Origin of the sequence: Streptosporangium nondiastaticum (genome assembly GCF_003011965.1) — a bacterium.
GTDB classification, from domain to species: domain Bacteria; phylum Actinomycetota; class Actinomycetes; order Streptomycetales; family Streptomycetaceae; genus Streptomyces; species Streptomyces nondiastaticus.
The window spans coordinates 1-23,209 of the sequence record NZ_PXWG01000052.1 but is presented as its reverse complement, the minus strand read 5'-3'; the positions used below and the strand labels follow the sequence as shown (position 1 = coordinate 23,209).

At 71.6% G+C, this 23,209-nt stretch carries 20 protein-coding genes, 1 tRNA gene and 1 riboswitch; of the genes, 5 read left to right on the top strand and 16 right to left on the bottom strand.

Annotated elements, in window-relative coordinates:
• The first annotated feature begins 197 nt into the window (after positions 1 to 197).
• Positions 198 to 1,106 (top strand): hypothetical protein, encoded by a 909-nt coding sequence (locus B7P34_RS19565; protein WP_435693973.1) that lies wholly within the window; start codon positions 198 to 200, stop codon positions 1,104 to 1,106.
• A gap of 264 nt (positions 1,107 to 1,370) precedes the next feature.
• On the opposite strand, the gene B7P34_RS19560 is transcribed toward B7P34_RS19565, so the two are convergent.
• Positions 1,371 to 1,691 (bottom strand): hypothetical protein, encoded by a 321-nt coding sequence (locus B7P34_RS19560; RefSeq protein WP_106678165.1) that lies wholly within the window; start codon positions 1,689 to 1,691, stop codon positions 1,371 to 1,373.
• Positions 1,692 to 1,753: 62 nt separating this feature from the next.
• On the opposite strand from B7P34_RS19560, the gene B7P34_RS19555 reads away from it, so the two are divergent.
• On the top strand, positions 1,754 to 2,020 hold the full coding sequence (locus B7P34_RS19555) for a DUF4287 domain-containing protein (protein ID WP_223268009.1): 267 nt from the start codon (positions 1,754 to 1,756) through the stop codon (positions 2,018 to 2,020).
• Between the two features lie 118 nt (positions 2,021 to 2,138).
• Here the strand turns inward: B7P34_RS19555 and B7P34_RS19550 are convergent, their stop codons facing one another.
• Complete coding sequence (locus B7P34_RS19550; RefSeq protein WP_106678164.1) at positions 2,139 to 3,008, bottom strand: Bax inhibitor-1/YccA family protein; 870 nt, start codon at positions 3,006 to 3,008, stop codon at positions 2,139 to 2,141.
• A 178-nt stretch (positions 3,009 to 3,186) separates the two neighbouring features.
• Positions 3,187 to 3,269, bottom strand: a tRNA-Leu gene (locus B7P34_RS19545).
• Positions 3,270 to 3,728: 459 nt separating this feature from the next.
• Between B7P34_RS19545 and B7P34_RS19540 the strand changes: the two genes are divergently transcribed.
• Together B7P34_RS19540 and B7P34_RS19535 are read left to right on the top strand one after the other, a co-directional pair.
• Positions 3,729 to 4,511, top strand: coding sequence for an ABC transporter ATP-binding protein (locus tag B7P34_RS19540; protein WP_106678162.1), 783 nt, complete (start codon positions 3,729 to 3,731; stop codon positions 4,509 to 4,511).
• 71 nt (positions 4,512 to 4,582) lie between these two features.
• Positions 4,583 to 7,102, top strand: a complete 2,520-nt coding sequence (locus B7P34_RS19535; RefSeq protein WP_106678160.1) for an ABC transporter permease — start codon at positions 4,583 to 4,585, stop codon at positions 7,100 to 7,102.
• A 61-nt stretch (positions 7,103 to 7,163) separates the two neighbouring features.
• Here the strand turns inward: B7P34_RS19535 and B7P34_RS19530 are convergent, their stop codons facing one another.
• The 10 genes from B7P34_RS19530 to B7P34_RS19485 all read right to left on the bottom strand — a co-directional run bounded on the left by B7P34_RS19530 (position 7,164) and on the right by B7P34_RS19485 (position 18,595).
• On the bottom strand, positions 7,164 to 8,480 hold the full coding sequence (locus B7P34_RS19530) for an SAM-dependent methyltransferase (RefSeq protein WP_106678158.1): 1,317 nt from the start codon (positions 8,478 to 8,480) through the stop codon (positions 7,164 to 7,166).
• Positions 8,481 to 8,674: 194 nt separating this feature from the next.
• On the bottom strand, positions 8,675 to 10,066 hold the full coding sequence (locus tag B7P34_RS19525; RefSeq protein ID WP_106678156.1) for an NAD(P)/FAD-dependent oxidoreductase: 1,392 nt from the start codon (positions 10,064 to 10,066) through the stop codon (positions 8,675 to 8,677).
• Between the two features lie 380 nt (positions 10,067 to 10,446).
• Positions 10,447 to 11,388, bottom strand: a complete 942-nt coding sequence (locus tag B7P34_RS19520; protein WP_106678154.1) for a Ppx/GppA phosphatase family protein — start codon at positions 11,386 to 11,388, stop codon at positions 10,447 to 10,449.
• Positions 11,385 to 11,927, bottom strand: coding sequence for a DUF501 domain-containing protein (locus tag B7P34_RS19515; RefSeq protein ID WP_106678152.1), 543 nt, complete (start codon positions 11,925 to 11,927; stop codon positions 11,385 to 11,387). Before B7P34_RS19515 ends, B7P34_RS19520 begins: the two co-directional genes overlap by 4 nt.
• Before the next feature lie 73 nt (positions 11,928 to 12,000).
• The gene (locus B7P34_RS19510) at positions 12,001 to 12,465 is read right to left on the bottom strand and encodes an FtsB family cell division protein (RefSeq protein WP_030365176.1); all 465 of its coding nucleotides are present in this window, start codon (positions 12,463 to 12,465) and stop codon (positions 12,001 to 12,003) included.
• Between the two features lie 156 nt (positions 12,466 to 12,621).
• Positions 12,622 to 13,902, bottom strand: a complete 1,281-nt coding sequence (gene eno, locus B7P34_RS19505; protein ID WP_106678150.1) for a phosphopyruvate hydratase — start codon at positions 13,900 to 13,902, stop codon at positions 12,622 to 12,624.
• Between the two features lie 220 nt (positions 13,903 to 14,122).
• Positions 14,123 to 14,869 (bottom strand): transglycosylase family protein, encoded by a 747-nt coding sequence (locus B7P34_RS19500; protein WP_106678148.1) that lies wholly within the window; start codon positions 14,867 to 14,869, stop codon positions 14,123 to 14,125.
• A gap of 3 nt (positions 14,870 to 14,872) precedes the next feature.
• Positions 14,873 to 15,067: riboswitch (cyclic di-AMP (ydaO/yuaA leader) on the bottom strand.
• A gap of 260 nt (positions 15,068 to 15,327) precedes the next feature.
• Complete coding sequence (locus tag B7P34_RS39425; protein ID WP_106678146.1) at positions 15,328 to 16,485, bottom strand: transglycosylase family protein; 1,158 nt, start codon at positions 16,483 to 16,485, stop codon at positions 15,328 to 15,330.
• Between the two features lie 191 nt (positions 16,486 to 16,676).
• Positions 16,677 to 18,053, bottom strand: coding sequence for a cytochrome P450 family protein (locus B7P34_RS39420; protein ID WP_286157492.1), 1,377 nt, complete (start codon positions 18,051 to 18,053; stop codon positions 16,677 to 16,679).
• Between the two features lie 98 nt (positions 18,054 to 18,151).
• Entirely contained in the window at positions 18,152 to 18,595 is a 444-nt protein-coding gene (locus B7P34_RS19485) for a DUF6479 family protein (RefSeq protein WP_106678144.1), read from the bottom strand.
• A gap of 162 nt (positions 18,596 to 18,757) precedes the next feature.
• Here B7P34_RS19485 and B7P34_RS19480 point away from each other — a divergent pair, with 162 nt between their 5' ends.
• A complete protein-coding gene (locus B7P34_RS19480; RefSeq protein ID WP_106678142.1) occupies positions 18,758 to 19,519 on the top strand; it encodes a hypothetical protein in 762 nt (253 codons plus the stop codon).
• Between the two features lie 99 nt (positions 19,520 to 19,618).
• Here the strand turns inward: B7P34_RS19480 and B7P34_RS19475 are convergent, their stop codons facing one another.
• From B7P34_RS19475 to B7P34_RS19465, 3 genes are all read right to left on the bottom strand, one after another.
• Positions 19,619 to 20,590: a nucleoside triphosphate pyrophosphohydrolase gene (locus B7P34_RS19475; RefSeq protein ID WP_106678140.1), complete on the bottom strand. Its 972-nt coding sequence runs from the start codon at positions 20,588 to 20,590 to the stop codon at positions 19,619 to 19,621.
• 122 nt (positions 20,591 to 20,712) lie between these two features.
• Positions 20,713 to 21,333: a SurA N-terminal domain-containing protein gene (locus B7P34_RS19470; protein ID WP_106678138.1), complete on the bottom strand. Its 621-nt coding sequence runs from the start codon at positions 21,331 to 21,333 to the stop codon at positions 20,713 to 20,715.
• Between the two features lie 155 nt (positions 21,334 to 21,488).
• Complete coding sequence (locus tag B7P34_RS19465) at positions 21,489 to 23,036, bottom strand: serine/threonine-protein kinase (protein WP_106678187.1); 1,548 nt, start codon at positions 23,034 to 23,036, stop codon at positions 21,489 to 21,491.
• Positions 23,037 to 23,209: the final 173 nt, after the last annotated feature.

Below are 23,209 nucleotides of genomic sequence, written 5' to 3'. Positions count from 1 at the left end.
AACCGTGACCGAATCGCCCCCAGGATGTGACCAACGTCCCGGGGGCGATTCGTTTCCGCAGGTCAGAGATGTTGAAGGGACAACGTCCGGGACGTAGGTCCCGCCCGTTTCATGACGTTTTGCACTGGGGTCACCAGAAAGAGGGCCTCAAGCTGAGGTAGGAATCTGGGGGATCCATAGCAACCGGGAGTACGTCAGTGAGCGCCATGTCCCTTGCCCTGCTGCTGGCCGCGGCCACCGCGACGGCCGCGGGCGCCGCCGCCCTGCACGCCACTCGCGGCCTGCGCCGCCAGATCTCCGCCCTGAGCGACCAGCTCGCGGCCGCCACGGCCGCCGGCGCCGAGCGCACCGCCCAGGCCGCCGTGCCCGCCGCCCGCACCGCCCCCGGTGCGGAGCTCGCGGAGATACGGGCGGCCGTCGCCGACGCCCTCGCCGAGGAGCGCGAGCGGGAGCTCGCCGAGGCCCGTGCGTTCTGGGCCGCCCAGGAGGCCCGCGACCTCGGCGGAGCCGGCGACTCCCCCTCCCTGCTGGGCGGTCTGGCCGGCCTCGGCGACGACCTCGCCGAGGGCCCGTACGGCGGCCTCTACCTGCCGCGCCAGGCCGACCTCGTGGGCCTGGAGCCGACGGCCGAACTGACCGAACTCACGGAGCTGACCGAGCTCGCCGGCCTCGCCGGCCTCGCGGAGCTCGCCGAGTACTCCGAGGCCGCCGCGGCCGAGGCCGAGGCCGCGGACTCCCCCGAGCTGGCCGCCGCGCGCCGCCGCCACCCCTCCCACCCCGACTTCTCGCCCGTGCCGCCGCGCACCGGCGACCACGAGTCCACCGTCGAGCGGCTCGCCGAGCTCGCGCAGGCCCGCGTCGCGCTGACCGACGTGCGCCCCGGCCCGCTCGGCACGCTCGACGTCTACGTCTTCGCCGACGGCACCACCGTCTGCATGACCCCCGGCCACCGCGAGACCGCCGAGCGCCTCGCGGACGCCCTGCGGGCCGGCGAGGAGCCGGTCCTGCTGGGCGGCTCCGGCGTCTCCGGCGCGTACGCGCTGACCTTCGGCTGCGGGGACGAGAAGATCTACGTGCTGGCGGACCGGGTCATCGCGTCGCTGTGACGCGATGACGCCTGGCCGGCGCGGCTGACGGCGTACGGCCTGAGGCGGGGTACGGCCTGAGGCGGCGTACGGCCCGGCGCCGGTCCGGCACCGCCGGACAGCGCCGTCGTGGCTGATCGCCGAGGCGGCGGATTCAAGGATGCGGAGCATCCTTGGCCTGACCGCCGCCGGTGAAGGGGCTTGCCCCTTCGAATCCGCCGCGACGGCGCTCCGCCACCACGGCGGAACCCGGCGGTGCCGAAGCCACCCCGGCCCGTACGACCCCTACAAACCACACCTCCGCGCCGCCGCCTCCACCAGCGCCACCGCCTCCCCCGCGCCCTCCCCGCCGGAGGCGACCAGCGCTTCGGCCAAATCGTGACCGGCCACCGCCACTTGGTCGGCGACCGCGAACATCCCGGCCTCGGGCATTTCCCTGGGCGCCCCGGCCCCGGGTTCCTCGATCCGCTGCGCCCGCGCCGCCAGTTCCCGGGCCAGGGTCAGCGCCTCCGCGGCCGCTCCCCTGCTCAGACGGGACTGCGGCAGAGCACGCAGCCGGTCGGCGAAAGCGTCCACGGCGGCCAGAAGAGACGTCACATCATCCACAGCGCGAGCCTATGCGCCGTTGCCGGACTGTTGCCAACGTCTGCACACTCGGGCACGGTGACATGAAGGACCATCATTCGACGCGTCCGGAGGCGCCGATGTCCCACGTCTTCTCCGACGAGACCCACCGGAACCTGCTCTCCCGAATCCCCCACTGCACCGGCCGTGAAGTCGCCGACTGGCTGCGCACGGTCGAAGAAGGACCTTCCCTCTTCCGCTTCGAGGAGAAGGTCAGCTGGCTGCGTGGAGAGCACGACCTCGCATATGGCCACGCCAAGGCGATCGTCCACGAGTACGACCTCCGACGGGCGGCTCGGAAGCTGCTGTAACGGGCAGCGCCCCCCGCACACCCCCTGCGCACGCGTATGGCGAAGGGCCCGGGAAGATCTTCCCGGGCCCTTCCTCATGCGGTCGTCAGGATGCGGTCGTCAGGCCGCCCCGGCGGCGTCAGTCCTCGTTGAGGATGCCGACCAGCTGCAGCATCTGGACGTAGATCCACACCAGCGAGACCGTGAGGCCGAAGGCCGCCAGCCACGACTCCTCGCGGGGCGCACCGTACTGGATGCCGTCCTCGACCTGCTTGAAGTCGATCGCGAGGACCGCCGCGCCGATCAGCACGCCGGCGACGCCCACGAGGACGCCCAGCCAGCCCGTGCGCAGGCCGAGGCCGTCACCGCCGCCGAACACGGCGAACAGCAGGTTCACCATCATCAGCAGGACGAAGCCGATCAGGGCGGCCGTCACGAAGCGGACGAAGCGGCGGTCGACGCGGATCAGGCGGGTCTTGTAGGCGATGAGCACGCCGACCGAGACGAGGATCGTGCCGAGCACGGCCTGCACCGGGGCGCCCTGGGCGTAGTGGTTGTAGGCCTTGCTGACCACGCCGAGGAAGAGGCCCTCCAGCGCGGCGTACGCCAGGATCACGGCGGGCACGGGCTTGCGCAGGAACATGGACTGCGCGAAGACCAGCACCGCCGCGACGAGGCCCGCGCCGAAGCCGAGCCCGACCGGGAGGTTCATCCCCCAGCCGACGGCCGCACCGAGGATCACCAGGCCGAGCGACATGCCGGTGCGCATGACCACGTCGTCCATGGTCATGCGGCCCGTGGCGGCGGGCGCCTGCGGATACCCCTGCTGGAGATCCGGGCCGCCCTGCGCGTAAGGGTTGGTGGCGTACGGGTTCGTGGGCTGCGCGTACGGGTTGCTCGCGTAGGGGTTGCCCTGGGCCGCGGTCCCGGCCTGCGGCGCCGCGTTGAAACCCGCGTAGCCGTTGTTGCCGCGGAACCGCCGCGAGAAGACCGGGTTGCTGCTCCTCATCCTCACTCCATCCATGGCCGCCCTGCGCGGCCTTGCGCCCCAGGGTAATAGGTAGGCAAAAGAATGCGCTCGTGCTTGGGAAGGATCTTTTCCGGCGCACTCCCCCGCCGCTACGGGGAGAACGCAAACGGGTGGCACTCGGTTCCCTACGGAGAGTGCGGGACACGGAGCAGGTGAGTGCCCGGAGCCAGACTTGAACCGGCACGGCCCGAAGGGCCAGCGAGGTTTAAGCTCGCCGTGTCTGCATTCCACCATCCGGGCAGCGCTCTCGGGCGTACAGGCGTACAGGCAGGAAAGGCGCGCGAGCCTCCCTGGTAAGAGGAGAGCAGGACGAGCCTAGCCGGGGAGCGCCCCCCAAACAGCGGAACGATGACCCGAGGTTGTCTTATTTTATTGGCAACTGAGGGTGCATCAGCGCAGGAACGACGCCAAAGGCACATGCCACGGGCCGATACCCCCCGTTCACCGGAGAGGGTCCGGCGGGGCAGGGAATTGTCGCAATCTCGCCGCCTTCCGCCCGGGCCCGGCCGCCCCCACCGCCCCCGTGCGCCCCGCCCTCCGGCCGCGCCCACGGTGTCATACCCAAGGATGAGGAGCGGCCGCCGGGGTCCGACCGAGGTCTGCCCCCGGAACGGGAGCTGGGTCTGATCCCGCGCGTCCGATCGGCGCCGACGATGGAGTGGTCCCCCCGAGCCGTCGTCCCGACAGGAGCCTCCCACCGTGACCACCTCCCCCTACGGCGTCCAGACCGCCGCCCGCCCCACGGCAGTGGCAGCCCGCGCCACGGGCCTCACCAAGGTCTACGGACAGGGCGAGACCCAGGTGGTCGCCCTGGACGCGGTCTCCGTCGAGTTCCGGCAGGCCGAGTTCACCGCGATCATGGGCCCCTCGGGCTCCGGCAAGTCCACGCTCATGCACTGCATGGCCGGCCTGGACACGGTCTCCGGCGGCTCCGCCACGATCGGCGACACCGAGCTGACCACGCTGAACGACAAGAAGCTCACGCGGCTGCGGCGCGACAAGATCGGCTTCATCTTCCAGGCGTTCAACCTCCTCCCGACGCTGACCGCCCTGGAGAACATCACCCTGCCGATGGACATCGCCGGCCGGAAGCCCGACCGGCAGTGGCTGGACATGGTCGTGGACACCGTCGGCCTCTCCGGGCGCCTCAAGCACCGCCCCAACCAGCTCTCCGGCGGTCAGCAGCAGCGCGTGGCGGTCGCCCGCGCCCTGGCCGGCAAGCCCGAGATCATGTTCGCGGACGAGCCCACCGGAAACCTCGACTCGCGCTCCGGCGCGGAGGTCCTGGGCTTCCTGCGGAACTCGGTGCGCGAGCTCGGCCAGACCGTCGTCATGGTCACCCACGACCCCGTGGCCGCGTCCTACGCGGACCGCGTGGTCTTCCTCGCCGACGGCCGCATCGTCGACGAGCTGCGCGAGCCCACCGCGGACGCGGTCCTCGACCGCATGAAGCGCTTCGACGCCAAGGGCCGCACCAGCTGAGGACGGCCACGCCGTCCCCCGCTTCCGACGACGGCCCGGCACGGGCCCACTCCCCCAGGACACACAGACCCATGTTCCGTACCGCCTTGCGCAACGTCCTCGCGCACAAGGCCCGGCTGCTGATGACCGTCCTCGCCGTGATGCTCGGCGTGGCCTTCGTCTCCGGCACCCTGGTCTTCACCTCGACCATCTCCGCCGCCCAGCAGAAGAGCTCCGAGAAGGGCTTCACCGGCGTCGACGTCGCCATCCAGCCGCACCGGCAGGACGGCGACAAGGGCAACCCCGGCGACGCCCCCAAGCTCAGCCAGCGCCTGCTGGACCAGGCCGCCGCGGTGCCCGGCGCGGCCGGCGCCACCGGCACCGTCAGCGGCTTCGCCGCCATCGCCGACAAGCACGGCGAGCTCATAGGCGAGGGCTTCAACTCCACCGGCGCCAACTACTACGCCGGCACCGGCGGCAAGGACGCCCGCTACCCGCTCAAGAGCGGCCGCGCGCCCCACGGCCCCGGCGAGATCGCCCTCGACGCCAAGACCGCCGAGCGCGGCGGCTACAAGGTGGGCGACACCGTCCGCGTCTCCGTCGACGGCCCGGTGCTCCAGCAGAAGCTCGCCGGCGTCTTCACCACCGACGACGGCAACGTCTCCGCGGGCGGCAGCCTCGCCCTCTTCGACACCGCCACCGCGCAGAAGCTCTACGGCAAGCCCGGCGAGTTCAGCGAGATCCACGTGAAGGCCGCGGCCGGCACCTCCCAGGCCGCCCTGAAGTCCGCCGTCGAGAAGGTCCTGCCCGCCGACGCCGAGGCCACCACCGGCAAGCAGCTCGCCGACGAGCAGGCCCGCATGATCGCGCAGGACCAGGACGCCCAGCGGACCATCCTGCTGACCTTCGCCGGCATCGCGCTCTTCGTCGGCATCTTCATCATCGCCAACACCTTCACCATGCTGGTCGCCCAGCGCACCAAGGAGCTGGCGCTGATGCGCGCGGTCGGCGCGAGCCGCCGCCAGGTCACCCGCTCCGTGCTCATCGAGGCGTTCCTCATCGGCACCGTCGCCGGCGTCGCCGGCCTCGTCACGGGCATCGGCATCGGCGTCGGCCTGCGCTCGCTGCTCAAGGGCAACGGCGCGCCGCTGCCCGACGGCCCGCTGGTCGTCGAGCCCTCGACGATCGTGGTCTCCCTCGCCGTCGGCATCCTCGTGACCATGCTGTCCGCCTGGCTGCCCGGCCGCCGCGCCGCGAAGATCCCGCCGGTCGCCGCGATGAACAGCGTCCACGCCGTGCCCACCACGCGCTCCCTGGTCGTGCGCAACTCCCTCGGCGCCACCCTCACCGCGATCGGTGCGGCCATCGTGCTGACCGCCTCGGGCAGCCAGATGATGGGCCTGGGCGCCGGCGTGGTCCTGATCGGCGTCTTCGTGCTGACCCCGCTGCTGTCCCGGCCGCTGATCGCCGCCGCCGCGCCCGTGCTGCGCCTGTTCGGGATGCCCGGCAAGCTCGCCCGGCAGAACGCGGTCCGCAACCCGCGCCGCACCGCCGCGACCGCCTCCGCGCTGATGATCGGGCTCACCCTGATCACCGGCCTGACCGTGATCGCCGGCAGCGTCCAGCAGGCCATCGACAAGATGGCCACGTCCTCCATGAAGGCCGACTACGTCGTCTCCATGGCCAGCATGACCTCGCTCTCCCCCGACGTGGAGAAGAAGCTGGCCGCGCACCCGGACGTGACGGCCACCAGCCCGCTGCGCATGTCCCCGTCCCGCATCGACGGCGAGTTCCAGAACCTCACGGGCGTCAACGGCGCCACCATCGGGAAGCTCACCAAGCTCGACTTCACGTCCGGCTCGTTCGCCGGGCTGTCGGGCGACAAGGTCGTCATCGACGACGCGACCGCCCGGTCGTACCACTGGAAGCTCGGCTCGTCCGTCCCCGTCACCTTCGAGGACGGCAAGAAGGGCACGCTGACCGTCTCCGGCGTCTACAAGGGCAACGACCTGATGCGCGGCATCATGGTCGACACCAAGACCATCGCCCCGCACCAGAGCGAGATCAGCGACCGCCAGGTCATGGTCAAGACCAAGAACGGTGCCGGCGAATCCGTCAAGGAGTCCCTCCGCAAGACCCTCGGCGACAACCCCGCCGTCCAGATCCAGACCAAGAAGGACATCTCCAACGGCATCGCCAAGGGCATCAACCTGCTGCTGAACGTCCTCTACGGCCTGCTGGCCATGGCCGTCGTCGTCGCCGTCCTCGGCGTCATCAACACCCTGGCCATGAGCGTCTTCGAGCGTCAGCAGGAGATCGGCATGCTGCGCGCCATCGGCCTGGACCGCAAGGGCATCAAGCGGATGGTCCGCCTGGAGTCGCTGGTCATCTCGCTCTTCGGCGGGGTGATGGGCATCGGCCTGGGCGTCTTCTTCGGCTGGGCCGCGGGCGACCTCATAGCCAAGGCCCTGAACACCTACGAGCTCGTGCTCCCCTGGGGCCGGATGGGCCTGTTCCTGCTGCTGGCCGCGGTGGTCGGCGTGCTGGCCGCGCTGTGGCCGGCCCGCCGGGCGGCGAAGCTGAACATGCTGTCCGCCATCAAGGCGGAGTAGCCGGGCACCCGCCCGCCGACGCGCAGGGCCCGGTCCGCACGGACCGGGCCCTGCGCCGCGTTCAGCGCCAGTCGCGCGCCCGCAGCGGCATCCCCGCCGCTCCCGACTCCGGCGTACGGACGGCCAGCACCTGGTTGACGCCGATCCGGTTCCGCTCGAAGGACAGCGCCGAGGCGGCCATGTAGAGCCGCCAGACCCGGGCGCGGCCCGGCGAGGTGAGGTCCACGGCCTCCGCCCAGTGCTGCTGGAGGTTGGCGACCCACTGGCGGAGCGTCAGGGCGTAGTGCTCGCGCAGCGATTCCACGTCGCGCACCTCGAACCCGGCCTCCTCCAGCTGGGCGACGGTGCGGCCGACGGGGGCGAGCTCGCCGTCGGGGAAGACGTAGCGGTCGATGAACTCGTCGACCTCGTACGCCTCCTCGTCCTTCAGGGGACGGCGGGCGATCTGGTGGTTGAGCAGCCGGCCGCCCGGCTTCAGGAGGGCGTGGACGTCGGCGGCGTACTCGGCGTAGCGGGCGGAGCCGACGTGCTCGGCCATGCCGATGGAGGAGATGGCGTCGAAGGGGCCGTCGGAGATCTCGCGGTAGTCCTGGACCCGGATCTCGATGCGCTCCGTCAGGCCGGCCTCGGCGATGCGCTTGCGGGCGTAGGCGGCCTGTTCCTCGGAGAGGGTGATGCCGACGGCGCTCACCCCGTACTCGCGGGCCGCGTGCAGCACCATCGAGCCCCAGCCGCAGCCGACGTCGAGGAGGCGCTGCCCGGGTTCGAGGGCGAGCTTGCGGCAGACGAGGTCGAGCTTGGCGCGCTGGGCCTCCTCAAGGGTGGTCGCGCCGTCCTCGTCGGTCCCCCAGTACGCGCAGGAGTACACCATCGAGGGGCCGAGGACCCGCTCGTAGAAGGTGTTGCCGACGTCGTAGTGGTGGCTGATGGACTGCTTGTCGCGGCGCAGGGTGTGCAGCGGGCCGCCGGCCCTGCGGGCCTCCTCGCGGGGCGGCCGGGGCGGCAGGCCGGGGCCGGCGAGCTTGATCAGCTCACCGCCGGCGGCGCGCAGGCGCGGGTCGCGCACGGCCGCCAGGAGGGCGGCGAGGCCGGAGCGGGGCGTGCCCTCGCCGCGCTCCCAGAGGGAGCCGGCCAGGAGGTCGAGCGCCTCGTAGAGATCGCCCTCGACGTCGATGTCGCCCGCGACCCAGGCCCGGGCGAGGCCCAGCTCGCCCGGCTTCCACAGCAGCCGGCGCAGGGCGCGGCGACGGCGGATCACCAGGACGGGCGTGCCCGGGGGGCCGTACTCGCTGCGGTCCCAGGCGCGGATCCGGAGCGGGAGCGGAGCTCCCAGAACCTCTTCCGCGAGCGCGGTGAGCCGTCGAGCGGCGTCGGCCATGTCGCACACACCTCCATGATGCAAGGTCAGGAGAAACGTTCAACTGACACCTAAACACCAAGAGTCGGCACGGTAGTCCCGTTCAGTCAGATTAGATCAACTGTCGGTGGCCGGACACACGACAACGGCGTCCACCCCACGGATTGGTGGACGCCGTTGCCGACTGATTGACCGCGGCCGGGCCGCGGGCGCTGCTAGGAGGCCTTCGCCTTCTCCGACGGGACGGAGTCGGACTTCGGCTGCGGGGCCGGCTTCGCGGCCTCGTAGAACTCCTCGCGGGGGTTCTCCATGGCACGCAGGGAGACGACCTCGCGCTTGAGGAACATGCCGAGGGTCCAGTCCGCAAAGACGCGGATCTTCCGGTTCCAGGTCGGCATGGCCAGACCGTGGTAGCCGCGGTGCATGTACCAGGCGAGACGGCCCTTGAGCTTGATCTTCATCTTGCCCATGACGATCATCGCCACGCCCTTGTGGAGGCCGAGGCCCGCCACCGCACCCTTGTTGGCGTGCTTGTACTCGGTCTGGGCGGCACCGAAGCCGCGCATCGCCGAGATGACGTTGTCGCCGAGGACCTTGGCCTGGCGCAGCGCGTGCTGGGCGTTCGGCGGGCACCAGGCGTTCTCGTTGCCCGCGGCGCGGCCGACGAGGTCCGGAACCTGGGCGTTGTCGCCCGCGGCCCAGATGTAGTCGGTGCCGTTGACCTGGAGGGTCGGCAGGGTGTCGACGTGGCCGCGCGGGCCGAGCGGCAGGCCGAAGCGGGCCAGCGCCGGGTTGGGCTTGACGCCCGCGGTCCACACGATCGTGTTGGAGTCGACCTCGAGGCCGTTCTTCAGCACGACGTGGCCGTCGATGCAGGAGTCCATGGACGTCGAGAGGTGGATCTCGATGCCGCGGCTCTCCAGGTGCGCCTTGCCGTACGCGCCGAGCTTGGGGCCGACCTCGGGGAGGATCTTGTCGGCGGCGTCGACGAGGACGAACCGCATGTCCTCGCGCTTGACGTTCGGGTAGTACTTGGCGGCGTCGCGCGCCATGTCCTCGACCTCGCCGATGGTCTCCGCGCCCGCGAAGCCACCGCCGATGAAGACGAAGGTCAGCGCCTTGCGGCGGATCTCCTCGTCGGTCGTGGAGTCGGCCTTGTCCAGCTGCTCCAGGACGTGGTTGCGCAGGCCGATGGCCTCCTCGACGCCCTTCATGCCGATGCCGTTCTCGGCCAGGCCGGGGATCGGGAAGGTGCGGGAGACGGCGCCGAGCGTGACGATCAGGTAGTCGAAGGGCAGCTCGTACGCCTCGCCGACGAGCGGCGCGACGGTGGCGACCTTGCGGTCCTGGTCGATGGTGGTGACGCGGCCGGTGAGGACCTCCGCCTTGGGGAGCACGCGTCGCAGCGGCACCACGACGTGGCGGGGGGAGATGCTGCCGGCAGCTGCTTCGGGCAGGAAGGGCTGGTAGGTCATGTACGAACGCGGGTCGACGACCGTGACGGTCGCCTCGCCGTACCGCATCTTCTTGAGGATGCGGCGCGCCGCGTACAGGCCGACGTACCCACCGCCTACTACGAGGATCCGTGGACGCTCCGTGGTGCTCATGATTCGAGTATCCAGCACTCTCCGCGGGCATGCTCGTGAGCCCCTTCACAAGGGGCCTGAGGGTATCTGCTACACTCCGCCGCCGCCGTGACCCATGCCATACGGCCGTAAGGGAACCACTTCAGCTCCGGATGCGTTGTGAACCCCCGTTGAACTGGCCTTGTGGGCGTCAGGTTGACTAGACCACTGCCGCCACGGCGCTCACATAAACGCTCCTTTAACCCGCCCGAAACCGGACGGCATCCCGTCGTGAGGACCCCCGGAGCCCCCGGAAGGGCCCAACGGGCCCCTTCGCGCCGCCAACGCTCCCTTTTTTCATGTGAAGGATTTCACGAACTTTCTCCCGGGGGCCCCCGAAGGGGCCGCCGGGGGACGCCTTCTCAGGCGATGGACCAGGCGATTCCGTCCAGAATGTCGTGTTCGCTCACGACGACCTCATGGGCGCCCACGCGCTCCATGACCGCCTGCAGGACGAGGGCTCCGGCGCAGATGACGTCGACCCGGCCCGGGTGGATCACGGGGATCGCCGCGCGCTCCTCGTGCGTCGAGGCGAGCAGCTTCCCGGTGATCTCCCGGACCTGCTCCAGGGAGATCCGCGCGTGGTGGATGCGCGTCCAGTCGTACTCGGTCAGGCCCAGCGCGACCGCTGCGACCGTGGTCACCGAGCCGGCGAGGCCGACGAGCGTACGGGCCTCCTCCAGCGGGACGGTCTCCTCGGCGAGGTCCAGCGCGGCCTCGACGTCCTCGCGTATCGCGGCGATGCGCTCCGGCGTCGGCGGGTCCACGACGGCGCCGTCCGCGACGAGGTGGCGCTCCGTCATGCGGACGCAGCCGACGTCGACGCTGCGCGCAGCCCGCACGTGCTCCTCACCGACGACGAACTCGGTGGAGCCGCCGCCGATGTCCACGACGAGGAACGGCCTGGCCAGGTCGTCCCGGCCGGAGAGCTCCTTGGTGGCGCCGGTGAAGGAGAACTCGGCCTCCTGGTCACCGCTGATGACCTCGGGCTCCACGCCCAGGATCTCCACCACACCGCGCACGAAGTCCGCGCGGTTCTCGGCGTCGCGGGAGGCGGAGGTGGCGACGAAGCGCACCCGCTCCGCCTTCAGCTCGCGGATGACCTCCGCGAACTCCCGGCAGGCCGCGAACGTCCGCTCCAGGGCCTCGTCCGCCAGCCGGCCCGTGCGGTCCACGCCCTGGCCCAGGCGGACGATCGTCATCCGGCGGTCGAGCTCGGTGAACGCACCGGTCGCCGGGTCGAGGTCGGCGACGAGCAGGCGGATGGAGTTGGTGCCGCAGTCCACGGCGGCGACGCGGGTCACTGCTCGGCACCCCCGTCCGGGGCGGCGCACGGGGTCACGCACGGGCCCTTGGCCCACCACTCCGGCAGCAGCGCCAGCGCCTCGTCGCCGAACGGGTTCACGCCCGGGCCCGCGACCAGCGAGTGACCCACCAGCACGTGCAGGCACTTGACGCGGTCGGGCATGCCGCCCGCGCTCGGGAAGCCCTCCAGGACCTCGATCGCGTCGCGGCGGCGGAGGTAGTCCTCGTGCGCGGCGCGGTAGGCGGCGGCGAGCTCCGGGTCGGTCGCGAGCCGGTCCTGCATCTCCTTCATCAGGCCCGAGCCCTCCAGCGTGCCGATCGCGGAGGCGGCGCGCGGGCAGGTCAGGTAGTACGTCGTCGGGAACGGCGTGCCGTCCGGCAGCCGGGGGGCGGTCTCGACCACGTCGGGCTGGCCGCAGGGGCAGCGGTGGGCGATGGCGCGCAGCCCGCGCGGCGGGCGGCCCAGCTGCTCCTTGAACGCCTCGATGTCGGCGGCGGTGGGCTCGGTGGGCTCGGTCTGGGGCGGAGGGGTGTCCATGTGCTCGCTCGTGTCGTCTTCGCTCGGTTGTCGGCCAGTGTTGGCGGAAGTTCGTGAAGGGGGCGCGTGGCGTTCAGCGCGGGGTGTCCGCGGCGTCCACACCGTCCCACAGATTGCTGTACCAGGGACGGTCGGCGGCGCCCTGGTCGCGCGGCCGCCGGGCGGTGCCGCTGCCGTCGACCACGCTGTAGCCCGTCTCCCCGGGGCGCAGGTAGTGCAGGTGCTCGCGCGCCTGCTGCTCGACGTACGCCGGGTCCTCCAGCCGCGCCTTCTCGTCCTCCAGCCGCTGCACCTGCTCGCGGGCGCGCTCGGACTGGCGGCGCTGGTCGGCGATGTCGGAGCGCTGGGTGACCCACTGGCGCATCGGGTAGGCGAGGGCGACGACCAGCGAGCACACGACGAGCGCCAGCAGCGCCGCGCGGCCGGTCAGCCGGCTGCGGCGGGGGCCCCGGGCGCGGTAGACGCGGGCCGTGGGGCCCTGGACGAGCACCGAGCCGAGCGCCCTGAGCCTGGTCGCGGTGGAACGGTCCGCCGCCACTTCGCCTCCCCGAAGTCCTGGTCGCCCGCAGCCCCGCTACGAACGTACGTCCCCGGCCACGGTACGGGACCGTGGCCGGGGACGTGGTGAGGCTGCGGTTCTGAGGCCGTGTCAGCCCCGGGAGCCGCGGCCCCCGGGGTTCCCGGCCCCCGGGTGTCAGCCCTTGAAGCGCGGGAAGGCGCTGCGGCCGGCGTAGACCGCGGCGTCGTCCAGGATCTCCTCGATGCGCAGGAGCTGGTTGTACTTGGCGACGCGCTCGGAGCGGGCCGGGGCACCGGTCTTGATCTGGCCGCAGTTTGTGGCGACGGCCAGGTCGGCGATGGTGACGTCCTCGGTCTCGCCGGAGCGGTGCGACATCATGCACTTGAAGCCGTTGCGCTGGGCCAGCTCGACGGCGTCGAGGGTCTCGGTCAGCGAGCCGATCTGGTTGACCTTGACCAGCAGGGCGTTGGCGGCGCCCTCCTCGATGCCGCGGCCGAGGCGCTCCGGGTTGGTGACGAACAGGTCGTCACCGACGAGCTGGACCTTGTCGCCGAGCTTCTCGGTGATGGTCTTCCAGCCGTCCCAGTCGTCCTCGAACAGCGGGTCCTCGATGGAGACCAGCGGGTACGCGTCGACGAGCTCGGCGTAGTACTCGGTCATCTCGGCGGCGGTGCGGGACTTGCCCTCGAAGGTGTAGGCGCCGTCCTTGTAGAACTCGGAGGCGGCGACGTCGAGCGCGAGCGCGATGTCCTGGCCGGGGGTGTAGCCGGCCTGCTTGATGGCCTCGAGGATGAGGTCGAGGGCCTCGCGGTTGGAGCCGAGGTTCGGGGCGAAGCCGCCCTCGTCGCCCAGGCCGGTGGACAGGCCCTTGGCCTTCAGGACCGACTTGAGGGTGTGGTAGACCTCGGTGCCCCAGCGCAGGGCCTCGGAGAAGGACTCCGCGCCGATCGGCGCGATCATGAACTCCTGGATGTCCACGTTGGAGTCGGCGTGCGAGCCGCCGTTCAGGATGTTCATCATCGGAACGGGCAGCAGGTGCGCGTTCGGGCCGCCCAGGTAGCGGAAGAGCGGCAGGTCGGAGGCCTCGGAGGCGGCGTGCGCGACGGCGAGGGAGACGCCCAGGATGGCGTTGGCGCCGAGCGAGCCCTTGTTGTCGGTGGCGTCCAGGTCGAACATGGCCTGGTCGATCAGGCGCTGCTCGGTGGCGTCGTAGCCGACGAGCTCCGGGCCGATCTGCTCGATGACGGCCAGGACGGCCTTCTCGACACCCTTGCCGAGGTAACGGTTCTTGTCACCGTCGCGGAGCTCGATGGCCTCGAAGGCGCCGGTGGAGGCGCCGGACGGCACGGCGGCACGGCCCGTGGAGCCGTCGTCGAGGCCGACCTCGACCTCGACCGTGGGGTTGCCTCGCGAGTCGAGGATCTCGCGAGCTACGACGACGTCGATGGACGGCACGAGGGTCTCCTTCGTGTGTGTCTGAGGTTCTGCAGCACGAGCCTAACGGGCGCCGGAGGCTCACCTCGCCGTTGGACCGTGTTTCCGGGCCGGGAAACCCGAAAAAACCGCAAAATCAGCACAACAGCTCAAATGCCGAGTTTGCCGCACACTTGAGGAATTTCCCGTAAAACAGCAAAGAGGGGCGGCCCACTCGCGTGGGCCGCCCCTGTCAGCTCGCTCAGCTGAGGTGCAGCTTCTGGCCGACGTAGATCACGTCCGCGTCCTGGACGATGTCCTTGTTGCGGTCGTACAGCTTCTGCCAGCCGCCCTTGACGTTCTTGGCGTCAGCGATCTTGGAGAGGGTGTCGCCCTCCTTGACCTCGTACTCGCCGTCACCGACCTTGTAGGACTGCGGAGCGGTGTGGCTCGGCGCGGTGTGCTTCGCGGCCGGGGCCTCGTCCCGCTCGGCGGTCTGCGGAGCGGTGTGCTTCGGCGTGGACTTCTTCGGCGTGGCCTGGCGCTCGCTGCGGTCCGCGTGGGACTTGCCCGAGACGGAGCCGCCGGCACGGGAGGACTTGGAGGTCGTGCCGGAGTCGGAGGCGTCGGCGCCGGCCTTGGAGCCGCCGACGGTCATACCCGGCACCGCGCAGGTCCAGGCGCCCGGGCCCTGCATGGCGAGCAGCTTCTCGGCCACGGCGATCTGCGCGCTCTTGGAGGCGTGGTCGGCACGGTCGGCGTACTTCTGGCCGCCGGCGGCGTTCCAGGAGGACTGCGAGAACTGCAGACCGCCGAAGTAGCCGTTGCCGGTGTTGGCCGCCCAGTTGCCGGTGGACTCGCACTCGGCGACCTTGTCCCACGTCTGAACGGAGGCGGCGTTGGCGGAGGTGGCGACCATCAGCGGGGCGGCCACTGCGGCGCCGGCGACACCGGCGAGCGTGACGATACGGACGGCCTTGGACGGACGACGGTGCTTGCCCTTGGACATGAGTCGTTTCCTCACCGACGCCTACGAGGTGAGCTGTCGGGTTCGGGCTGTGAGTTCGCCCGGCCTCGTGTGCGAGTTCTGCGAGCACACTCGGCTTCACCCCTAGCCGGTCCCGGTCCCGCGGCCTTCGTGCGGCCGTGGAGCCGTTTCCGGCGCCTACCTTGGTTCCCCCGCTCCTGCCTACGGCGCTTGCGCGACGACTCCAGCGGCCGTCGGCAGGATTCGGCGTGACGGCCGTGGTGCTCGCGGTGGCGAGCGGTCACGACGGTAAACACAGTCGCGGCACGGGTTCAAACCCCTCTTTCCAGCCACAGCCACCCCTGGTTACCCACGGGAACATTGCGTTTCCGCAGGTAGGAGGGGGTTTGCCAAGTTGGGGAAGGTGACATTCCGCCAACTGGCAAAGAGACCCATGTCTCACTTTCGACTGGAACGGACATTCGCCGCGAACTGCCGGTCTATTTACCGACCTCGAGCTTCTGACCAGGACGGATCAGGTCGGGATCGGTTCCGACCACTTTCTCATTGCGGTGGTAGAGCGACTGCCAACCACCGTTGACCGCATGCTGTTCGGCAATGACTGACAGGTTGTCACCGGGGCGCACGGTGTAGTCGGTGGCCGTGGGACTGCCGGTACGGCCACCGCTGCCGCCGCGCGATGAACGAGTGTCGTCCGAACGTGACGGGTCGGCACGGTGCTTGCCCGTACCGGCTTCGACGCCGTCGGACGCCTGGCCCGCCGCGGAACCGGAACCGTCCGAGGCGCCCGGGGACGGCGTCACGGGGGACGTGGGGATCGAGGTCGGGTCGTCGGTGGGGGATTCCGTGGGGGACGAGGAGGGCTTGCGGTGGCGGCCCTCTCCGGCGTCGCCGGACTTGCCGTCACCCTGCTTGCCGTCGCCGTCCTTGCCGTCACCGTCCTTGCCGTCTCCCGGCTTCGTCTCTCCCGGCTTGGGCGACGAGGCGTCGGGGGACGGGCTGCCGGACGGCTTGCCCGAGGGAGTGCCGGAGGGAGTGCCGGACGACTGGTCCGGCGAGGGCTTGCCGGACGACGGCTGAGCGGAAGGCTCCGTCGAGGGCTTCCCGGAGCCCGAGGGGGACGCGGACGGCTTCTCGGACCCGGCGGACCGGTCCGGCTCCGACGGCGTGGAGTGCGAAGTGGTGCGCTCCGGGGCGCGTGATGGCGTCGAGTCGCTCGCGGGGGCGTGCGTGCCGCCCGGGTTGACGTCGGCCTTGGCCCCGCCCGAGGTGAGGCCCGAGCTCGCGGCGCAGCTCGACCAGGTGCTGTGGCCACGGCTTTCGAGGATCTGATCGGCGACGGCGATCTGCTGCGCACGGCTGGCGAGGTCGGGCCGGGGGGCGTACTCCCGGCCGCCGTAGCGCTCCCAGAGGTCCTGGGTCAGCTGCAGTCCCCCGTAGGTCCCGTTGCCGGTGTCGGCACTCCACAGGCCTCCGCTCTCGCACTGGGCCACCCGGTCCCAGGTGCCGGCGTCGGCGGCGGTCGCGCCGGTCGCCGCGAGCAGCGGCATGGCGATTCCAGAGGCGGTCACCCCCGCGGCGACCACGATGGCGGGTATCTGACGGGGGCGGCGATGTCGGCCGGTTCCGGGTCTCATGGGCGGTTGCCTCTCGTGTGGCGTCGGAATGGTCGTTGAAGATAGCGACGCCCCACCGCAGTCACAAGCCGGTGTAGCGGAGGTCACGCCGAGGTCACGCGGGATGACGAGAGGTCAGGCGGACCCGGATTTCGGGTGGTTTGCGGGGTGGTACGGGCCGGGGCTTGTGCCCGGAATGCCCTGGGCGGGGCCTAGGGACGGGGGTCGGGGCGGCTCCCGGGAGAGCTCTCGGAACGGCCCTCGGAACGGGCCCCCGGAGAGCTCTCGGAACGGCTCTCGGCAGGGCCTTCTGGACGGCTCTCCGGGGTGAAGGCCACGGGGAGGGTGCGCAGGCCGCGCATGATGAGCCCGCCACGCCACCGCAGGTCCTCCGGTTCGGCGTTCAGCCGCAGGTCGGGAAGGCGCCGCAGGAGCGTCGCGAGGGCGGCCTGGCCCTCCAGGCGCGCGAGGGGCGCGCCGAGGCAGTAGTGGATGCCGTGGCCGTAGCCGAGGTGCTGGTTGTCGCGCCGGGAGAGGTCGAGCGTGTCGGGGTCGGCGAACCGCTCGGGGTCGCGGTCGGCGGCCGCGAGGACGACCAGGACGGGGTCGCCCTCGGCGATGCGCTGCCCGCCGATCGTCAGGTCCCGCGTGGCGAACCGCCAGGTCGCGAGCTCCACCGGGCCGTCGTAGCGCAGCAGTTCCTCGACGCCGGTGGCGAGCAGGGTCTCGTCGCCCTCGGCGAGCGCCCGCTGGAGGCGCTCACGCTGCTCGGGATGGCGCAGGAGCGCGTAGGTTCCGTTACCGATCAGGTTCACAGTTGTTTCGAAACCGGCGAAGAGGAGGATGAAGGCCATCGCCGCGGCCTCGTTCTCGGTGAGGTGCTCGCCGTGGTCGCTTGCCCTGATGAGTCCGGAGATCAGGTCTTCGTCCCCTCTGTCCCGCAGGGCCCCCCGCTTCCGGTGGATCAGTTCCGCGAGGTACGTCCGCATCTTCTTCACGGAGCGGGCCACTCCGCCGCGGGGGCCGCCGCCGTGGCGGATCATCATCCCGGCCCAGTCCCGGAAGTCGTCCTGGTCCTCGGGCGGGACGCCGAGCATGTCGCAGATGGCGTAGATGGGGAGCGGGAACGCGAACTCGTGGATGAGGTCCGCTTCCCCTCTGTCCGCGAACCCGTCGATGAGCCGGTCGGTCAGCTCCTGCACCCGGGGCGCGAACTCGGCGACGCGGCGCGGAGTGAACGCCTTGGAGACGAGGCGGCGCAGCCGGGTGTGGTCCGGCGGGTCGATATTGAGCAGGTGCGTCATCAGGTTGGCGCTGCGCTCGCCCGGGATGCCGACCTTGCCCTTGCCGTGGGCCGACTCGGAGTGGTGCACGGGGTTCTTCGACAGGCGCTGGTCGGCGAGCGCCTGGCGGGCGTCGGCGTACCGGGTGACCAGCCAGGCCTCCACGCCGCTGGGCAGGGCGGTGCGGTGCACGGGGGCGTGCTCGCGCAGCCAGGCGTACGCGGGGTAGGGGTCGGAGGCGAACTCCCAGGTGAAGAGGGAGGGGGCGGGGGCGGGCGGGGTGTTCGTGTCGTTCGCGTCGTGCACCCCTTGACGCTACTAGGGGTGAGGTGGGTCGGCTCAGTGGCGACGGGGACAGGGCGCGGAGGGCTGGGGACGGGGGCTAGCAGGGCTGGGGACGGGGACTAGTGGTGACCGGGGCCGCCGCTGCCGAAGCCGCCGCTGCCGCCCGGGTTCCACTTCTTCCTCTCCTCGGAGAGCTCCTCGGGGTGGCTCCCGGGGTTGTGGATCTCGTGGGGCAGGACGCGCTCGCCGTTCGCCTCGGGATGCAGCTCGTCCGCCTCGCGGTGCTCGGTGACGTACCCGACCTTGTTCTCCTCGTCGTCGTTGTGCCCCGGCCCGTGGTCGGGCGAGGTGGGCCCGGTGTCGTGCTCCTGCCGGGTCTGCCAGGCGCCCTGCCGGCGCTGGGGCTGGGAGGGCGGGGGCGGTTCCTCGTCGCGCTTCTTGAAGCCCTTGACCACGGCCATGATCAGCAGGGCGACGACGAAGAGGCCGACGACGAACTGGATGATCCCGCCGGCCCAGTGCGGGGCGGCGAGGTCGGCGAGGTGTACGTACTGGGTGCGCATGACATTCCGGGTACCCGCCCGCCGCCCGGACAAGACGGTCCGTAGGCCGAACGGGTGCCCGAGCGGGAGGGCGACTCCGGCCTGTGCATACTTGCGTTCGATTCGGTCTTTTTGATCACTCCCTTATTTCTACGCAAATATTTCTACGCAAAGGAAGCTCCTGTGGACGCTCGCCCCCGCCGGGTCGCTCTCGCGGCTCTGATCGCCGCCTCGTCGCTGCTGCTCGCCGCCTGCGACGGCGGCTCTGATTCCGCTTCCGGCCCGGGCAAGGCGGCGGACTCCGGAAACAAGAAGGACAAGGGCGCGCCCTCCGCCCCCGCCACCATCACCGCCGACCAGGCCCAGCAGGCGCTCGTCGCCCTGACGGACCTGCCGGCCGGCTGGAAGCTGGAGCCGAACACGGGCCTGGACAAGTCGCAGGGCGGGGAGGACGAGATCCTCAACGGCTCCAGACCGGAGTGCGCCCCGATCACGGCCGTCCTCAACACGGGCCGGCTGGAGGAGGACCACAAGGCGAACGCCCAGGTGGTCTTCACCAAGAAGGGCGACCAGACGACCGTCGCCCAGGACGTCAGCGGCTACGAGCGCGCGGTGGCCGAGAAGGCCATGGCCGGGCTGCGGACGGCGGTCGAGAAGTGCGCGTCCTTCGACGCCAAGGCGAGCGGCAAGAAGTCCACGGTGAAGGTGAAGAAGCCCGCCGGGCAGCAGCAGAAGTACGGTGACGAGTCGGTCTCGTACGACGTCACCGTCGTCACCGGCGACATGCAGATGGACTTCGACCTCGCCACGGTCCGCAGCCATGGCGCGATCACGACGGTCCTGAACAACTACCCCGCCCACGGGGACCGCGGCAAGGCCGCGTTCGCCAAGGCCCTGACCAAGGCGGCGGAAAAGCTGACGGCGGCGGCAGCGAAGACGGCGTAGCAACACCCCCGGGCGCCCCGCAAGAATCCCCGCCGCGGCGGCGCCCGGCCACAACGGGGGCGCCCGGCGGTGCCGAACCGCCGTAGCCGTACGTACCCCCTAAAAGCCCTCCGCGGAGCGGATCGCGTCGCGGTACGTGCGCGCGGCCGCCCGCAGCGCCGTCTCCGGCTCCACGCCCGACGCCTCGGCCCGTACGGCCAGGGCGAGCAGTTCGTAGCCGATGCCGTCGCCCGCGGGGACGGGGACGTCGAGGCCCTGCGACCGCACCCGGGAGGCCAGCTTCGCCGTGAGGGCGAGCGCCGGCTGGCCGAGCGGGACGCCCTCGGTCACCGACTCGCGCCCCTTCTCCTCCGCCTTCGTCCGCATCCAGTGGGCCCGGACGTCCTCCGGGGTCTCCGCGGACTCCTCGCCGAAGACGTGCGGGTGCCGGTGGATGAGCTTGTCGACGATCGCGCCGGCGACGTCGTCGACGGAGAACGCCTCGTCCGGGTCGTCCTGTGCGATCCGCGCGTGGAAGACGACCTGCAGCAGGACGTCGCCCAGCTCCTCCCGCAGCGCCTCCCGGTCCCCCGTCTCGATCGCCTCCAGGAGCTCGTACGTCTCCTCCAGCGCGTACTTCGCGAGGTCCTCGTGCGTACGGATCCCGCTCCACGGGCAGGCGACGCGGATCCGGTCCATGACCTGCACCAGGTCCAGCAGCCGGGCACCGGGCAGGTCGTACGAACCGGGCAGCAGCTCCAGCGCCGGCATCGTCTCGCGGCCGGAGCCGGCGAGCCGGGCGAGCCCGTCGGTGAGGCCGGACTCGCCCTCGGCGGAGGTGATGACGACGGCGCTGCGCCGCCCGCTCGCGCAGAAGTCGACGAGCTCGCGGGCCGTGGCCGAGCCGTGCTCGACCTCGATGCCGGCCTCCCGCAGATACGGCAGCTGCGGGTGGCCGGCGTCGGCGCACAGCACGCGGTCGGCGGCGCGGAGCGCCTGCCACGCGGGCCAGGACAGCAGCCCCGGGGCGACCCGGTGGCTGGTGGTGAGCAGGACGATGCGGCCAGGTGCGGAGTCGGCGGAGTCGTTCACACCGCCGAGCCTAGGCGACCGGGCCGCGGAGGGCCGCGCCGGGCGCAGGGCTCACGGCCGGCCACCTCTTACACCGAGGGCACTGCTCATGCCGAGGCATCTGCTCATGCCGGGCGCACCGTTTATGCCGGGCGATCGGCCGCAGCGGTCGCCGCGGACCGCAGCCACGGCTCCAGCGCGGTCTGGGCGGTGCCGCGCTTGCCGTCCCACACGCCGTAGCGCGGGTTCACGTCGACGTGGAGGGAGTCGGAGGTATGCATCAGGATCTCGTTGGTGCGAGCGGTACCGAACTTGCCGTCCAGCTTGGCGCGGACGAGGTCCACGGAGAGGGCCCGGTCGATCTGGTCGGGCGCGATGCCGAGGGCGAGGAACCGGGCGCGCACCGCGGCGGCCCCTCCGTTGGCCGCCTCGACGTCGGCCCGCTGGCGCTGCAGCTCGCGCCGCGTGACCTTGACGCCGTTGTCCTTTCCGGCCTGTTCCACGATCCGGTACTGGATGAGGCGGACCAGGGTGTCCTGGCCGAGGCGGGCGCTGTTCGCCGTGAGCTGCTCCCCCTGCGGGGAGGAGCGCTGCGCGTCGCGGACGTCCGCGACCTGCTGCTGCAGCTGGGAGACGGTGATCCGGTCGTCGCCCACGACGGCCGCGGCCCCCGGATGGGCGGTCTGCCCGCAGGCGGTGAGGAGCGGGGCCGCGGCGAGCAGCGCGGCGGCGGTGACGGAGAGCGCGGTCCTTCGGCGGATCATGAAGCCTCCCGGCGGCGGTCGTGCGACGGTGATCGACCTGCGTTGATCGATGGTAGGGAGTCCGGGTGGCCCGGGCCACCGATTCGACCAACGATTCGCGGGGCGCCGGGATGTGCGGGTGACGCCGTGGAAGCCCGGGCCCGGGCCGCGGAAGCTCAGGCCCTGACCTGTCCCAGCCACTGCAGCGTGTGACGGATCTCCGCGGGGAGCGGGTGGTGCGGGCCGTGCAGCCGCTCGGCGTCGTGCAGGAGGCTGACGAGCGTGTCGTGGGCCGCCTGCCGGTCTCCGAGGGAGAGCAGCAGGTGGCCTATGCGGCGGCGGATGTCGAGCGGGGTGGCCGGGTCGTCGGGGTGGCTCTCGAAGTGCGGGAGGAGCGCGCGGTATTCGTCGAGCGCCGCCACCGCCTCGCCGAGCTGCTCCAGGCACTGCGCGGCGTCGTACTGGCAGCGCAGCCGCTGGCGGGCCGCGCGCGGAGTGCTCTCGGCGGCGTAGTCGTCGGCGAGCCGGCGCAGCTCGGGCAGTGCGCGCCGGTACTGGCCGTCGTCCATGAGGGTGGCCGCGTACTGCTTGCGCAGGGTCCGGACGACGGTGGAGTGCTCGCCGTGCTCGGCCGCGGCGGCGGGCAGGATCGAGCCGAGCAGGTCGACGGCCTGGGTGATGCCGCCCTGGTCGAGCAGGCGCTTGACCTCCTCGACGGCTTCGGCGACATCGGGCCCGCTGGGCGCGGGCGGTGCGGGGACGAAGGCCTCGGCCTGCTGCCGGGCGCCGGGGACGGTGGCGGACCGCTCGGGCCAGGGGGCGTGCGGCAGCAGGAAGGGGCGCGTGGGGTTCATGGGCCCGAGGGGTCTCGCCGTGGCGGAGCCCGGTGCGGGCAGGAGGGGCGCGAGGGCCTCGTACGCCTCCTGGGCGTCGGCGAGCCGGTGCAGCGGGTCCTTCGCGAGCAGGCGCAGCACGAGGTCTTCGAGGGGCTGGGGCAGCTCGGGGCGCAGCTGCCGCAGCGGCACGGGGGGCTCGTAGAGATGGCGGTGCAGGACGCCGAGCGCGGTGGACCCGGCGAAGGGGACGTTGCCGCTGAGCAGTTCGTGCAGGAGCACGCCAAGGGCGTAGAGGTCGGTGTACGGGCCGACGGCGCCGCCCATGGCCTGCTCGGGGGCCATGTAGGCGGGGCTGCCGATGGGGGAACCGGTGCGGGTGAGGCGAGTGGTGTCGGCGTCCATGACGGAGGCGACGCCGAGGTCGAGGACGATGACGGAGCCGTCGGGGCGGACCATCACGTTCCGCGGCTTGAGGTCGCGGTGGACGATCGGCACGGCGTGCACGGCGGAGAGCACCGAGCACAGCTGCGCGGCGACGGAGACGGCCCAGGGCCAGGGGTAGGGCTCGTGCTCGGCGAGGTGGTCGGCGAGGTCGGCGCCCTCGACGTACTGCATGACGAGGTAGAGGTCGTCGCCGTCGCTGCCGGCGTCGTGGACGGTGACGAGGCCGCGGTGGTCGACCTGGGCGGTCACCCGGCACTCGCGCACGAAGCGGCGGCGCATCTCGTCCGCGGCGCTGTCGGTGCCGGCCATGCGGTCGGGGCGCAGCAGCTTCACGGCCACGCGCCGGTCGAGGCGCCGGTCGTAGGCGGTCCAGACCTGCCCCATGCCGCCCTGGCCGATGACGGTGGCGAGCTCGTAGCGCCCGGCGATGATGCGGCCGTTCACCACTCCTGCTCCTTACGGCCGCCCTGCGGCCCCTCCTTGGGCTCCTTGCGGAGCAGATCACTGAGTTCGTCGAGCTCGGCGCGGACTTCGTGGATGCGCCGGGGGCGGGGCGGGGGCGTGGGCGCGCCCTGCGCCGCGTGCTCCGCGGGCCGGCGGTGCCGGCCGCCCCGCTA

Excerpts from the sequence above, each read along its gene's own strand:
- B7P34_RS19530 (WP_106678158.1), bottom strand. The coding sequence starts at position 8,480 with ATGGCCGACGCCGCTCGACGGCTCACCGCGCTCGCGGAAGAGGTTCTG.
- B7P34_RS19525 (WP_106678156.1), bottom strand. The coding sequence starts at position 10,066 with ATGAGCACCACGGAGCGTCCACGGATCCTCGTAGTAGGCGGTGGGTAC.
- B7P34_RS19550 (WP_106678164.1), bottom strand. The coding sequence starts at position 3,008 with ATGAGGAGCAGCAACCCGGTCTTCTCGCGGCGGTTCCGCGGCAACAAC.
- B7P34_RS19485 (WP_106678144.1), bottom strand. The coding sequence starts at position 18,595 with ATGCGCACCCAGTACGTACACCTCGCCGACCTCGCCGCCCCGCACTGG.
- B7P34_RS39425 (WP_106678146.1), bottom strand. The coding sequence starts at position 16,485 with ATGAGACCCGGAACCGGCCGACATCGCCGCCCCCGTCAGATACCCGCC.
- B7P34_RS19535 (WP_106678160.1), top strand. The coding sequence starts at position 4,583 with ATGTTCCGTACCGCCTTGCGCAACGTCCTCGCGCACAAGGCCCGGCTG.
- B7P34_RS19500 (WP_106678148.1), bottom strand. The coding sequence starts at position 14,869 with ATGTCCAAGGGCAAGCACCGTCGTCCGTCCAAGGCCGTCCGTATCGTC.
- B7P34_RS19470 (WP_106678138.1), bottom strand. The coding sequence starts at position 21,333 with ATGATCCGCCGAAGGACCGCGCTCTCCGTCACCGCCGCCGCGCTGCTC.
- B7P34_RS19515 (WP_106678152.1), bottom strand. The coding sequence starts at position 11,927 with ATGGACACCCCTCCGCCCCAGACCGAGCCCACCGAGCCCACCGCCGCC.
- B7P34_RS19555 (WP_223268009.1), top strand. The coding sequence starts at position 1,754 with ATGAAGGACCATCATTCGACGCGTCCGGAGGCGCCGATGTCCCACGTC.